This is a genomic window from Citrobacter sp. Colony219, assembly GCF_019382635.1.
Classification (GTDB): Bacteria; Pseudomonadota; Gammaproteobacteria; order Enterobacterales; family Enterobacteriaceae; genus Citrobacter; species Citrobacter youngae.
In genome coordinates this window covers 1,647,903-1,661,263 of the sequence record NZ_CP080033.1, presented here as the reverse complement: position 1 = coordinate 1,661,263, position 13,361 = coordinate 1,647,903, and the positions used below count along the sequence as shown (strand labels likewise).

The window sequence follows — 13,361 nt, the reverse complement described above, 5'->3', positions numbered from 1 at the left end:
AAAGCAGCGAGCAGGCGCTGGCAGATAAGCAGCGTGGTGAACTGACCCGTGCGTTTTGCGACGTGGTGGATGCGATCATTGCTGGCGGTGGTATGGTCGGCGGTCTGGGCGAGCGCTACACCCGCGTGGCGGCGGCGCATTCTGTTCACAATGGCCTGACCGTCCTCCCACAAACAGAGAAGTTTTTACATGGCACTAAAGTGGCGTACGGCATCCTGGTGCAGAGTGCGTTGCTGGGACAAGATGCTGTGCTGGCGCAGTTAATTACCGCCTATCAGCGCTTCAACCTGCCAACCCGATTAGCTCAACTGGACGTGGATATCAATAATCGCGCAGAAATCGACAAAGTGATTGCGCACACCCTGCGCCCGGTGGAGTCCATTCACGCCCTGCCGGTAACGTTAACGTCGGAGACACTGCGCGCAGCATTCGAAAAGGTAGAGTCGTTTACGGTATGACTATGGTGCAGGTTGCCTGATGGCGGCTTCGCCTTTTCAGGCCTACGGTCAAAGCATTGTTGTAGGCCGGATAAGCGTTAACGCCATCCGGCAAAAAATCAACAGCACTTCGCGCCACCTTTGCCCCCATAGCGCGCATCCTGGCGCTCGCGGAAAAATTCTTCGTAGGTCATCGGCGTCTGATCCGGGTGTGTGACTCGCATATGCTCAACATAGTTGTCGTAATCCGGCACACCGATCATTAACCGGGCGGTTTGGCCTAAATACTTTCCGGCTTTAGAGAGCGTTTCAAACATAGTGGTTTCCTGTCGTACAAACGCCCTCCCCGTTCAGGAGAGGGCTCATTGGTTAAGAGAATATTAGTGCGCGCCTTTCGCCTGCGCCACGATCTCTTCGACATTCTCAGGCATCGGTTCGTACGGCGTTTCTTTCGACGTAGGTTTATCTTCTTTCAACGCTGCCAGTGCAGTTTTGATAGAGAACAGACCCAGCACCACCACGACCACCATGAAGAAAATGGTAAGCCCCGCATCAAGGCGGTTGTTAAATACCAGTTGCGTCAGCTGCGACTGGGTGTACTGCGCCGGAATGTTACCGCTGTCGATCATCGCTTGGAATTTGTTGGCGATAGCCAGGAAGCCGATTTTTGCATCCGGGCTAAACGCTTTCTGCCAGCCAGCGGTCAGGGTACAAATCAGCAGCCAGGCGGTTGGCACCAGCGCCACCCATGCGTAGCGCTGGCGTTTCATCTTGAATAGCACCACCGCACAGAGCATCAACGCCATACCGGCCAGCATCTGGTTGGCGATACCAAACAGCGGCCACAGGGTGTTAATACCGCCCAGTGGATCCACCACGCCCTGGTGCAGGAAGTAACCCCAGGCCAGTACGCACAGCGCCGTCGCCAACAGGTTCGCTGGCAGCGAATCGGTACGTTTCAGCCCTGGTGACACCACGCCCAGCAGATCCTGCAGCATAAAGCGCGCGGCGCGCGTACCGGCGTCTACTGCCGTCAGAATAAACAGGGCTTCAAACAGAATGGCGAAGTGATACCAGAATGCCACATCCATCATGCCACCCAGCGCACCGTGCAGAATATACGCCATGCCCACCGCCAGCGTCGGCGCGCCGCCTGCGCGGGAGATAATGGATTGTTCGCCGACATCGTTCGCGATCTGATGCAGCGTATCAGGCGTGATAACAAAGCCCCAGCTGCTCACGACCTGTGCCGCTGACGCAACCACATCGGTGGTTCCGGCAGGTGCCAGTACCGCCATCGGGCTGTTCATCGCAAAGTAGACGCCCGGATCGATAACACAGGCCGCTACCAGCGCCATAATGGCGACAAAGGATTCCATCAGCATCCCGCCATAGCCGATAAAACAGGCCTGACCTTCATTCGCCAGCATCTTCGGCGTGGTGCCGGAGGCAATCAGCGCGTGGAAACCAGAGACTGCGCCGCAGGCGATGGTAATAAACAGGAACGGGAACAGGTTACCGCTCCAGACCGGGCCGGTACCGTCAACAAACTTGGTCAACGCAGGCATGGTCAGCGTCGGGCGCATGATCAGGATCCCTACCGCCAGACCCACAATGGTGCCGATTTTCAGGAAGGTAGAAAGGTAATCGCGCGGTGCCAGCAGCAGCCAGACCGGCAGCACGGCAGCCACGAAACCGTAGCCCACCAGCATCCAGGTCAGCTGTACACCGGTAAAGTCAAAATAAGGGGCCCAGGTAGGACTCTCCGCCACCCAGCCACCGGAAATAATGGCAAATACCAGGAACACCAGACCGATGACCGACACTTCGCCAATGCGACCCGGGCGCAGATAGCGCAGGTAAATCCCCATAAAAATCGCCAGCGGGATAGTGAACGCTACGGTGTAAGTTCCCCACGGGCTGTGGGTTAGCGCTTTCACGACAATCATCGCCAGTACCGCGAGGATAATCACCATGATCATAAAACAGGCCACCAGCGCAATGACGCCTGCCGTTGGGCCCATCTCTTCTTTCACCAGTTCGCCAAGGGAACGACCATCGCGACGGGTAGAAACAAACAGCACCATAAAGTCCTGCACCGCGCCGGCCAGCACTACCCCGGCGAGCAGCCAGATCATCCCTGGCAGATAGCCCATTTGCGCCGCCAGCACCGGTCCAACTAACGGACCCGCTCCGGCAATCGCTGCAAAATGGTGACCAAACAGTACTTTTTTATCGGTGGGAACATAGTCCAGACCGTCGTTATGACGCACGGCTGGCGTCATACGCGTCGGGTCCAGCGCCAGTACATTTTTCGCGATGTACAGGCCATAGAAACGGTAAGCGATAAGGTAGACACAGACCGACGCCACGACTATCCACAACGCGTTGATCTGTTCACCACGGTTTAATGCGATATAGCCGAGGGCAAATGCTCCCATTACGGAGAGCACTGTCCAGACGAGGTACTTCCCTGATTTGTTCATAGTTGTTATCCGTTGTCCGATCCAGAGAGATGTTACATTTTGTTTCTATAACATCTTTTCTGAATTTAACAACCTGACAACCATACAAACCCGAAGTATCACTGAGTATTTACATTGCATTGTTAACTGGATCACTTCATTTACCTGTTAACCCTGCAATTTCATTTTACTTTGCCGGGTGACTTCACCCCATCACCGCCGTGCCTAAACGGCAGGTGCAGCAGCGCCGCCCCTGTTCATCAAAGATGACGATTTCCCAGCTTTGATTCTGTCGCCCAAGATACAACGGCTGGCACACACCGCGCACTTTCCCCTGCGATACTGCGCGGTGATGCGTGGCGTTCAACTCAGTTCCCACCACACACTGCCCGTCTCGAGTCATCAGATAACCCGCCATTGACCCCAACGTTTCCGCCAGAGCCGCCGACGCGCCGCCGTGCAGCAAACCAAACGGCTGATGCGTACGCTCATCCACCGGCATTTCGGCTTCCAGCACATCATCACTCAGTCGGGTATAAACCATACCCAGAAGCGCCACCATGGTGTTCTGACTGGTGGCATTCAGTTCATCCAACGTTAAATGACGTTTCCAGATCATCGTCATGCCCCCAGCGTGGAGCCGCCGTCCACCACAATATCCTGCAACGTAATGTGGCTGGCCAGATCGGAGGCGAGGAATAAAATCGTGTTGGCGATCTCCTGCGGCCGGGCGATTTTCCCCAACGGAATGCCGAGCTTAAACTGCTCGCCAAACCCTCGAATACGCTGCTGTTCCGCATCATCACTGACCCACAACGTACGCTGCATGTCGGTATCGGTCGAGCCTGGCGAAACCACATTGCAGCGCACGCCGCTGCCCGCCAGTTCAAGTCCCACGGTTAGCGCCAGGCTTTTCAGCGCGGCTTTTGACGCCCCATAAGCACTCATGCCGATACGCGGCGTGTGCGCCGCATCCGATGCGACGGTGACAATTGCCCCGCCCCGCTGGCGACGAAACTGCGCCATCGTCTGCTGAAACAAATTGAATGCTCCGCCCACGTTGACGGCAAAGGTTTGCTGCCAGTCCTCCACGCTCAGCGCGTCGGTTGGTCCCATACGCAGGATCCCTGCGGCGTTCACCAGTATGTCGAGACGCCCAGTATTCGCCAGCAAACGCTCGCATACCTGCGCCACCTGCTGCGCGTTCGCCACGTCCATCACCTCAGTGGCAAAGGGATACTCTGCCAGCGCGAACTCGCGGTCGAAGCCCGTAACCTGTGCCCCGGCGTCAACAAACGCCAGCGCCGTGGTGTAGCCAATGCCTTTTCCCGCGCCGGTTATCCAGACGGTTTTCCCTGTGAAGTCAAATCCGGCCATCACTTCACCTCGCGGGAGAGCAGCGTCCACCAGGCGTCAATGGTCGGTTTTTTCGCCAGCATCACAAAGTCGATATCGCCATGCACTTTCCGCCAACGGGCCGCCAGCGCCATCATACGTACTGAGTCCAGACCGTAATCGATTAAGTTTTCGTCATCCATTGGCTCTTCAAACTCATCGAGTAACGGCAGAATCACGCTGCGCAGCGCATCTTTACTGTCCGGAACAGACGTCGGCAGTAACTCCTGGGTCATCACCACGCGACCGGAACGCCCCGCCACGTATTTCAGCGACATCAGGTGTTCATCACGGCTAAAGTCCGCCAGCGCATCTGCGACCATAAACGGCTTAATATCACGCATGAAGGCATCAGTCGCGGTGGTCATGCAGCCAATATGCGCATACACGCCGGTGATGATCAGCTGGTTACGTCCAGTGTCTCTTAGCATCTGCTCCAGCGGTGAACGATGAAACGCGCTGTAACGCCATTTAACCAGAATGGTATCCGCTTCGTCCGGTGCCAGCGCATCGACGATTTTTTGCTGTTCAGGCGAGCGCGTCAGGCCGGGTCCCCACATATCGTTCAACAACGCACGGTCTTCATCGCTTTGTTCTTTCGGCTGCGCAGTGTAATAGACCGGAATATTATGTGCTTTACAGTACTGACGCAGCGCGGCGATGTTGGCCACTACCTGTTCCATCATCGGGCAGTTCTCGCCCCAAAAGCCGATAAAATAGTCCTGCATGTCGTGGATTAGCAGCGCGGCGCGTTCTGGTTCAAATGCCCAGTCAACTTTATTTGCCGGAACATCAAGCGCCGTTGGCAGCGCATAAGCCTGCAGTTTAGGGATTGCCATTTCTTCTTCTCCTTCAGGCCGGTGAACGTGATGCCAGCCACTGACGTAATTGTTTTTTATCCACTTTGCCTACCGGGGTCAGCGGCAATGACTCAACGCACTCGACACGGTCCGGCAATTTGAATTCCGCCACGCCCTGTTCGCGCAGAAAACGACGCACCTGTACCGCGCGCAGCGGCTCTTTCACCACCAGGCAGGCGCAGCTTTTCTCGCCCATCAGTTCGTCATCCACACTGACCAATGCCGCATGAATCACCGCCGGATGGCGCAGTAACAAGTTTTCGATTTCTTCGGCAGCGATCTTCTCCCCGCCGCGGTTAATCTGATCTTTCTCGCGCCCCTGCACGGTGATGTAACCATCCCGATCGATGGCGATCAGATCACCAGAGCAATAGAATCCGTTAGCATCAAACGCGCTGGCATTGTGTTCAGGGCTATTGAAGTAACCCCGGAAGGTGTACGGGCCACGCGTCATCAGGCGTCCGGTCTCGCCCTGTGGTAAAGGATTACCGTCAGCGTCTGCCACCCAAACCTCATCGTCAGGGCACATCGGACGGCCCTGGGTATTGATGATGCGCTCGGGACTGTCGTCCAGACGGGTGTAGTTCACCAGCCCTTCCGCCATACCGAAGACCTGCTGCAACTGGCAGCCTATTTCCGCCGGAATGCGAGCGGCAAGCGAAGCCGAAAGCCGCGCGCCTCCCACCTGCAACAGTTTCAGCGAAGCCAGTTGTGCGTTACTGCCCCACTCCTGAATTGCCTGCAGCCACAGACTCACCGCTGGCGGTACCAACGCCGTAACGTTTACCTGATGCTGTTCAATCAACGGAAAGCACAACGTCGCGCTCGGGTCTGCCGCCAGCACCACTGTTCCACCCGCGAGGAAAACGCCCAGCGCGCCAGGCGAACTCATGGCGTAGTTATGCGCCGCTGGAATAGCGCACAGATAGCGCGTTTCTCCAGTGAAATGGCAAATCTCGTTGCTGCGGCGCACGCTGTAGTAGTAATCATTGTGGGTACGCGGGATCAGCTTTGGCGTCCCGGTCGTGCCGCCGGAAAGCTGGAAATACGCCACTTCATCGGCAGGCGATGGCGTGGCGGTAAACGCCGTTGCGGGTTGGCTTATAGCCGTTTGCAGATTGTGTTCGCCGTCATCATTGAGCAACTGGACCACGCGCACTGAATTGTGTTCGGCAACAAAGGTATTCAGAAACTCGTCGTCACTGAATAACGCATGCTGGCGATCGGCAATCAGTAACGCCGGTTTAATTTGCGCTGCGTAGGCGTTGAGTTCGTTACGCTGATGGCTAAACAGTGCCAATACGGGAGCCACGCCCAGTTTGAGCAGTGCGAAGAAAGTGATATACAGCTCAGCCACGTTGCCTAACTGCACCAGTGCGGTCTCGCCGGATTTGATCCCCTGACAACGCAGGCTACAGGCAAGATTATCCGTCGCCTGATTTAACTGGCGGTAGCTAAGATGGCGTTCCCCGTCAATCACCGCCGTCTGGTCGCAATCGGCGTGGCGGGTCAGAATGTCGGTCAGCGGCAAATCCTGCCAGTAGCCTTTTTCACGGTAGCGGCGGGCAAACTCTTCCGGCCAACGGGTGAAAGGAATACTCATTATTGCTCCTTAGAGCCTGTCGATAAGGCCTGAATAGCCTGGTAGACCAGGCGCTTAATGCAGTCCAAAAACATTCAACATGGTGGATAGCTTGGCACCTGTTTCACGCCACTCCGCAATCGGTGACGAGGCGGGCACAATGCCGGCTCCGGCGAAAAAACATACCTGATTACGCAGCAGTTTCGCACAGCGGATCGTCACGACCCATTCGCCGTTGCCCTGCGAATCACACCAGCCAACAATGCCGCCGAAAAGTTCGCGATCGAACGGCTCCAGTTCGGCGATAAGTTTACGTGCGACCTGATGCGGGAAGCCACTTAGCGCCGGTGTTGGATGCAGCAGACAAGCCAGCGTCAGTGCGTTTTCCTGGGCATTGGCTTTACCTTCAAACGGGGTACCGAGATGCCAGAGCGTGGGCGTGGTGACCAGTTGCGGAGACGAAGGAAGTTGCAACTCACTGCTGCGATCACGCAGAACCGCTTTCATCGCCTGGGTGACCAGTTCGTGTTCATGGCGATCTTTCTCGGAAGCTAACAGACGGATCCCAGCCTCCCGGTCCAGAACATCGTCCGGTTGGCGACGCGCAGATCCCGCCAACGGCAGCGAACTGAAATGGTCGCCTTCTTTGCGTAACAGCAATTCCGGGCTGGCGCCGATCAGTACACCGCCATCGTCGATGGGCACATGGAAGTTGTAGCTTGCCGGGTTTTGCGCTACCAGCCGCTCCAGCAGCGCACCACTGTCGATATTGGCGTCGGCGGTCACATCAATCAGGCGAGACAGCACCACTTTGTCGACTTCCGGGGTTGCCGTCAGCGCCGCTGCTCTGGCGACCATATCTTCGAAAAAATCCTGCTCAGGAATCGATTTACGCTCAACGACATTCAGCGACTGATGGGCAGTAAAGTAACGTGCTGATTGCTGCTTTGCCGTGCGTGAGAAGCTTTGCCATGATTTAGGAATAAACAGCGACGAGGGCTGGCGGGTGTCAAAGGGAATGGCCCCTACCATAATGGGGTTTGCGATGCCCTGCGATTTGGCCTGCGCAAACAGTGCGTGCATTTTCTGTTGGAAAGGGCTGTCTGGTGAATCACCATCAATTGCCGGTTCCGCATAGCGGGCGAAGCATCCTGACGTCGTAAAACTACGATACGGCGACATAAAGAAAAAACTGTCGGGAGCGAGAGTTGCCATAGTCTGCGTTTTTTCCTCGGCCAGTGACGTGTCCATATCATCCTCCATAAAATGATAAAGGCTTTAATAATGATTATCATTTATATTTTCGGTCGCTAACCTAAAAGCAAAGCGTCAGTATGTCAACTCTTGTGGTAACACAATGTGCGACTTAGGCTTGCATCCCTGACGCGTAACAATGAAAATGAGAAGCATTAACCACATTGATAACAGGAAGCTTATTTGTGAGATTTTCCGCGTTTTACCGCACTGCGCTGTTACTGGTTGGACTCGTTATTTCAGGAATTTCTTTAAGCCATGCCGCTGACTGGCCACGCCAGGTTACCGACAGCCGCGGCACGCACACGCTGGAACATAAGCCACTGCGCATTGTGTCCACCAGCGTCACGCTCACCGGTTCTCTGCTCGCTATTGATGCGCCTATCATTGCCAGCGGTGCCACGACACCGAATAACCGTATTGGTGATGCTCAGGGCTTTTTACGCCAGTGGAGCGACGTCGCCAAAGAACGCAAACTGAGCCGCCTGTATATTGGCGAGCCGAGCGCCGAAGCCGTTGCAGCACAAATGCCGGATCTGATTCTGGTCAGCGCCACCGGGGGAGATTCCGCGCTTGCACTGTACGATCAACTGTCCACCATAGCCCCTACGCTTATCATTAATTACGACGACAAAAGCTGGCAGTCACTGCTGACACAATTAGGTGAAATCACCGGGCAGGAGCAACAGGCAGCGGCGCGTATTGCTGAGTTTGATAAGCAACTGCTCGCGGTAAAGCAACGTATCACCCTGCCGCCACAGCCAGTCAGTGCGCTGGTGTATACCGCAGCCGCACACAGCGCCAACCTGTGGACGCCGGAGTCCGCGCAAGGCAAGCTGATGGAACAGCTCGGTTTCACGCTGGCACCACTACCTGCCGGACTACATACCAGCCAGAGCCAGGGTAAACGTCACGATATTATCCAGCTTGGTGGTGAAAACCTGGCGGCGGGTCTGAATGGCGAAGCGCTGTTCCTGTTTGCAGGCGACAGCAAAGATGCCGATGCGATTTACGCTAATCCACTGCTGGCGCATCTGCCTGCTGTGCAAAACAGACGCGTCTATGCGCTGGGCACGGAAACCTTCCGTCTCGACTACTACAGCGCAACGCTGCTGCTGCAACGTCTGTCGGCTCTGTTTTAATGGTCAGTGCCGGATGCGGCTAACGCCTTATCCGGCCTACAATCCGTAGAGCATAACGCGATCAGACATTCACGGGAACTTGCCGGAATCGGCGCACTTCTCCCAACAACAGCAGCAGTAAAAGACCGACAATCACCAACCCAAACCCACTGACGCTTGCCGAGGCCGCAGGCGTCATCATCGCCCCCAGCCCCCCTAACAGCGCCGCGCCAATCGCATCGCCGGTGACGTTCTGTGCGGTCCACAAACCGTTAATTCGCCCGAGCATCGCTTCCGGCGTCTGCGTCTGTAACAGGGTGTACTGCAACAAAGAACTGACCGCACTCAGCCAGCCAAACAGCGCCAGACAAACCACACCAAGCTGCCAGACCGGCATCAAGCCAAACAGACCGATAGCCAGGAAAGAGGCCACAGTTGATGCCAGCATAATCAGACCCGGACGCACGCTGTGTGCCAGTTGCCCACTGGTTAAAGCCCCGATGGCCGCGCCCAGTGGAATAGCCGCATACAGTAACCCAATCTGTGCGCTCGACATCTGCCAGTTTATCGCCAGTGCCGGATACAGCACGCGCACGGCGCTCGCCATGGTTAACAGACCGCCAAGCAGCGCAATGCCGCCAATCAGCGGGCTGGCAAGCAGAAAGCGAAATGCTGCCAGCAGCGATTTCAGAGGATGCTCGCGCGGCTGCGGCGGAGGCGGTAACGCGGGAAGGCTCAACAACGGCAACAAGGTAATAAATGTACCCGCCGCCGCCAGGCCGTAGTTCCAGGCCACGCCACCGGTCGCCAGCAACACCCCACCAAGCATTGGCGAAATCACCGATCCCAGACGCACAGTCAGCATGGTAATCGCCCCGGCCTGCATCAGATTTTCACGCCCGACCAGCGCCGGCGTCGCCGCCAGCAACGCAGTGACACCCAGCGAGGCGAAAAAGCCATCCCATAAACCAAGAACATAGATAGCCAGCAACGACGGTTCGGGCAGCAGCGCGTTCAGACACAGGCCAATAAAACCGATCCCACAGGTTCCGCGAGCCAGCAGGATCACCTTTTTGCGCTCATAGCGATCGGCCAGTACGCCGCCCACCATCAGACCAATAAACATGGCGCTCCCGGTCAGCGTAACCGACAAACCGACCTGCCAGGTCGACTGCGTCATCATCTGGATCTGTACCGGGACCGCAACCCCCAATAGCCCCAGAGAGACAATGGAAATAAAACGGGCGAGGAAGACGGCGCGAAATGCAGGATGGGTCTTTAACAGGCTGAGATTAAGCAGCCAGGATTGTCGATTCATTACAGAGCCTTACCAGGTACTTTTTCAATATCCATTCAATGGCTGCACATGCTAACATATCCAAATAAGATCGATAACGATAATTACTATCATTATCAGGGAAGTTGATATGTCATGCTCTATTTCCGTGACACGCGCCTTCGCCGTGCCCGGACTGTTGTTACTACTTGTTCTCACCACGGCATTAAGTCTGGTTATTGGCGCAAAGTCGCTGCCCACCTCCGTGGTATTTGATGCGCTCACCGGCAGTTGTCAAAGCGCCGATTGCACCATCGTGCTGGACGCGCGACTCCCGCGTACGCTGGCAGGGCTCCTCGCAGGTGGTGCACTGGGCCTGGCGGGTGCGCTGATGCAAACGCTCACGCGAAACCCTCTCGCCGATCCCGGTATTCTGGGCGTCAACTCTGGTGCCAGCTTTGCTATTGTGCTGGGGGCCGCACTGTTCGGCTTCTCCTCTGCGCAAGAACAACTGCTGATGGCTTTTGCCGGTGCGCTGGTCGCATCGCTGATCGTGGCATTTACCGGCAGTCAGGGCGGCGGGCAGCTCAGCCCGGTACGTCTGACATTGGCCGGTGTTGCGCTGGGTGCTGTTCTGGAAGGATTATCCACAGGCATCGCCCTGCTCAACCCGGACGTCTACGACCAGTTGCGTTTCTGGCAAGCTGGTTCACTGGATATCCGCAGCCTGCAGACGCTGAAAGTCGTGCTGGTGCCGGTCCTGATTGCCGGTGCTGTCGCGCTGTTCCTCAGCCGTGCTCTGAATAGCCTCAGTCTGGGAAGCGACACCGCAACGGCGTTGGGGAGCAAAGTTGCGCGTACCCAGTTTATTGGCCTGTTGGTGATTACCGTACTGTGCGGAAGTGCGACCGCCATCGTCGGCCCTATCGCCTTTATCGGCCTGATGATGCCGCATATGGCACGCTGGCTGGTGGGCGCAGATCATCGCTGGTCGCTGCCCGTCACTCTGCTGGCCACCCCTTCTCTGCTGTTGATTGCCGATATCATCGGTCGTCTGATTGTGCCCGGCGAGCTGCGCGTCTCGGTCGTCAGCGCGTTTATCGGCGCGCCGGTGCTTATCTTTCTGGTACGCCGTAAATCGCGCGGGGGTGGCGCATGATGCATCTCTCCCGTCGCCTGATTGTCAGTTGTCTGCTGCTGGTCGTCGGTTGCCTGGCCGTTGGATTGTGGAGCCTGCGTAGCGGTGCCGTTATGCTCGAGACCCCGCAAATTATTGCCGCCCTGTTCGGTGATGCACCGCGTAGCATTACGCTGGTGGTGACCGAGTGGCGATTACCACGCGTGTTGATGGCGCTGCTGATTGGCGCGGCGCTGGGCGTTAGCGGCGCGATATTCCAGTCATTGATGCGTAACCCGCTGGGTAGCCCGGACGTGATGGGCTTCAATACCGGTGCCTGGAGCGGCGTACTGGTGGCAATGGTGCTGTTTGGTCAGCATCTTACCGCCATCGCGCTGGCGGCAATGCTCGGTGGGATCCTGACTTCTCTGGTGGTCTGGGCGCTGGCCTGGCGCAACGGCATCGACACCTTCCGGCTGATCATCATCGGGATCGGCATTCGCGCTATGCTGGTAGCCTTCAACACCTGGCTGCTGCTGAAGGCGTCCTTAGAAACCGCGCTGACCGCCGGGCTGTGGAACGCCGGATCGCTCAACGGTCTGACCTGGGCGAAGACCTGGCCTTCTGCGCCGCTAATTATCGTGATGCTGGGGTGCGCCGCGCTGTTGGTACGCCGCCTGCGTTTACTGGAAATGGGTGATGACAGCGCCTGTGCGCTTGGAGTCAGCGTAGAGCGTTCACGTTTAATGATGATGCTGGTCGCCGTTGTGCTGACCGCCGCCGCCACCGCACTGGCAGGACCTATCTCGTTTATTGCCCTGGTTGCCCCACACATCGCGCGTCGGCTTAGCGGCACGGCACGTTGGGGATTAACGCAGTCGGCGCTGTGCGGCGCCCTGCTACTGCTGATGGCGGATTTATGCGCTCAGCAGCTATTTATGCCTTATCAGCTTCCGGTTGGCGTTGTCACCGTAAGCCTCGGCGGTATTTACCTTATCGTCTTGTTAATTCAGGAGTCCCGCAAAAAATGACCGAATCAGTAGCCCGTTTGCGTGGCGACCAGTTAACGCTGGGTTATGGCAAGTTTACCGTGGCAGAAAACCTTAATGTCTCGATCCCCGATGGTCACTTCACTGCCATTATTGGCCCCAACGGTTGTGGAAAATCCACGCTGCTACGTACATTGAGTCGTCTGATGACGCCCGCGCACGGCAAAGTCTGGCTCGATGGCGAACATATTCAACATTACCCCAGTAAAGAGGTCGCACGCAGAATTGGTCTGCTGGCGCAAAATGCCACCACGCCGGGCGATATTACCGTGCAGGAGCTGGTTGCTCGTGGGCGTTATCCACATCAACCTTTATTTACCCGCTGGCGTAAAGAAGATGAAATCGCGGTAACCCACGCGATGCAGGCCACGGGGATCACGCATCTGGCGGCGCAAAGTGTGGATACCCTCTCCGGCGGTCAACGCCAACGCGCGTGGATAGCGATGGTACTGGCACAAGAAACGTCGATTATGCTGCTCGACGAACCGACCACCTGGCTGGATATCAGCCATCAGATTGATCTGCTGGAGCTGTTGAGTGAGCTAAACCGGGAGAAAGGTTACACGCTGGCCGCCGTTCTGCACGACCTGAATCAGGCGTGTCGCTATGCCACCCATCTGATTGCACTTCGTGATGGAAAGATCGTCGCCGAGGGTGCGCCGAAAGAGATTGTCACGGCAGAGCTCATTGAAAAAATCTATGGGCTACGGTGTATGATTATCGACGATCCGGTTGCCGGAACGCCGTTAGTGGTTCCGTTAGGACGCACTGCAAACAGGTAAATCGCGCCACCTCCGCAGAGGTG

At 56.6% G+C, this 13,361-nt stretch carries 13 protein-coding genes; 5 read left to right on the top strand and 8 right to left on the bottom strand.

From position 1 onward, the window contains the following. Positions 1-458 (top strand): iron-containing alcohol dehydrogenase (locus tag JTI85_RS21335; protein ID WP_255575482.1); only part of this gene is annotated, 458 nt, incomplete at its 5' end. Positions 459-556: 98 nt separating this feature from the next. On the opposite strand, the gene JTI85_RS07125 is transcribed toward JTI85_RS21335, so the two are convergent. From JTI85_RS07125 to entC, 7 genes are all read right to left on the bottom strand, one after another. Continuing rightward, entirely contained in the window at positions 557-754 is a 198-nt protein-coding gene (locus JTI85_RS07125) for a YbdD/YjiX family protein (protein ID WP_006685574.1), read from the bottom strand. Between the two features lie 63 nt (positions 755-817). Beyond that, positions 818-2,923: a pyruvate/proton symporter CstA gene (gene cstA, locus JTI85_RS07120; protein ID WP_016152202.1), complete on the bottom strand. Its 2,106-nt coding sequence runs from the start codon at positions 2,921-2,923 to the stop codon at positions 818-820. Positions 2,924-3,107: 184 nt separating this feature from the next. Continuing rightward, a complete protein-coding gene (gene entH / locus JTI85_RS07115) occupies positions 3,108-3,521 on the bottom strand; it encodes a proofreading thioesterase EntH (protein ID WP_219352343.1) in 414 nt (137 codons plus the stop codon). 2 nt (positions 3,522-3,523) lie between these two features. Next, positions 3,524-4,279, bottom strand: a complete 756-nt coding sequence (entA, locus tag JTI85_RS07110) for a 2,3-dihydro-2,3-dihydroxybenzoate dehydrogenase EntA (protein ID WP_048212325.1) — start codon at positions 4,277-4,279, stop codon at positions 3,524-3,526. Next, a complete protein-coding gene (locus tag JTI85_RS07105) occupies positions 4,279-5,136 on the bottom strand; it encodes an isochorismatase (protein WP_219352341.1) in 858 nt (285 codons plus the stop codon). The genes entA and JTI85_RS07105 overlap by 1 nt, the downstream gene beginning before the upstream one ends. 13 nt (positions 5,137-5,149) lie before the next feature. Then, positions 5,150-6,760: a (2,3-dihydroxybenzoyl)adenylate synthase EntE gene (gene entE, locus JTI85_RS07100; RefSeq protein ID WP_061067494.1), complete on the bottom strand. Its 1,611-nt coding sequence runs from the start codon at positions 6,758-6,760 to the stop codon at positions 5,150-5,152. Between the two features lie 54 nt (positions 6,761-6,814). Beyond that, entirely contained in the window at positions 6,815-7,990 is a 1,176-nt protein-coding gene (gene entC / locus JTI85_RS07095) for an isochorismate synthase EntC (protein WP_219352339.1), read from the bottom strand. A gap of 188 nt (positions 7,991-8,178) precedes the next feature. Here entC and fepB point away from each other — a divergent pair, with 188 nt between their 5' ends. Next, positions 8,179-9,135: a Fe2+-enterobactin ABC transporter substrate-binding protein gene (gene fepB / locus JTI85_RS07090; protein ID WP_061067492.1), complete on the top strand. Its 957-nt coding sequence runs from the start codon at positions 8,179-8,181 to the stop codon at positions 9,133-9,135. A gap of 61 nt (positions 9,136-9,196) precedes the next feature. Here the strand turns inward: fepB and entS are convergent, their stop codons facing one another. Next, on the bottom strand, positions 9,197-10,432 hold the full coding sequence (entS, locus tag JTI85_RS07085) for an enterobactin transporter EntS (protein WP_061067491.1): 1,236 nt from the start codon (positions 10,430-10,432) through the stop codon (positions 9,197-9,199). Positions 10,433-10,541: 109 nt separating this feature from the next. Between entS and fepD the strand changes: the two genes are divergently transcribed. The 3 genes from fepD to fepC are packed head-to-tail and all read left to right on the top strand — an operon-like array spanning position 10,542 to position 13,338. Beyond that, positions 10,542-11,549, top strand: a complete 1,008-nt coding sequence (gene fepD / locus JTI85_RS07080) for a Fe(3+)-siderophore ABC transporter permease (RefSeq protein ID WP_219352337.1) — start codon at positions 10,542-10,544, stop codon at positions 11,547-11,549. Continuing rightward, the gene (gene fepG / locus JTI85_RS07075) at positions 11,546-12,538 is read left to right on the top strand and encodes an iron-enterobactin ABC transporter permease (protein ID WP_048212332.1); all 993 of its coding nucleotides are present in this window, start codon (positions 11,546-11,548) and stop codon (positions 12,536-12,538) included. The genes fepD and fepG overlap by 4 nt, the downstream gene beginning before the upstream one ends. After that, a complete protein-coding gene (gene fepC / locus JTI85_RS07070) occupies positions 12,535-13,338 on the top strand; it encodes an iron-enterobactin ABC transporter ATP-binding protein (protein WP_005123456.1) in 804 nt (267 codons plus the stop codon). Before fepG ends, fepC begins: the two co-directional genes overlap by 4 nt. Positions 13,339-13,361 lie beyond the last annotated feature (23 nt).

Coding starts and splice junctions, on each gene's coding strand:
- fepD (WP_219352337.1), top strand. CDS start 10,542: ATGTCATGCTCTATTTCCGTGACACGCGCCTTCGCCGTGCCCGGACTG.
- entH (WP_219352343.1), bottom strand. CDS start 3,521: ATGATCTGGAAACGTCATTTAACGTTGGATGAACTGAATGCCACCAGT.
- JTI85_RS07105 (WP_219352341.1), bottom strand. CDS start 5,136: ATGGCAATCCCTAAACTGCAGGCTTATGCGCTGCCAACGGCGCTTGAT.
- entE (WP_061067494.1), bottom strand. CDS start 6,760: ATGAGTATTCCTTTCACCCGTTGGCCGGAAGAGTTTGCCCGCCGCTAC.
- JTI85_RS07125 (WP_006685574.1), bottom strand. CDS start 754: ATGTTTGAAACGCTCTCTAAAGCCGGAAAGTATTTAGGCCAAACCGCC.
- entS (WP_061067491.1), bottom strand. CDS start 10,432: ATGAATCGACAATCCTGGCTGCTTAATCTCAGCCTGTTAAAGACCCAT.
- entA (WP_048212325.1), bottom strand. CDS start 4,279: ATGGCCGGATTTGACTTCACAGGGAAAACCGTCTGGATAACCGGCGCG.
- fepC (WP_005123456.1), top strand. CDS start 12,535: ATGACCGAATCAGTAGCCCGTTTGCGTGGCGACCAGTTAACGCTGGGT.
- cstA (WP_016152202.1), bottom strand. CDS start 2,923: ATGAACAAATCAGGGAAGTACCTCGTCTGGACAGTGCTCTCCGTAATG.
- entC (WP_219352339.1), bottom strand. CDS start 7,990: ATGGACACGTCACTGGCCGAGGAAAAAACGCAGACTATGGCAACTCTC.
- fepG (WP_048212332.1), top strand. CDS start 11,546: ATGATGCATCTCTCCCGTCGCCTGATTGTCAGTTGTCTGCTGCTGGTC.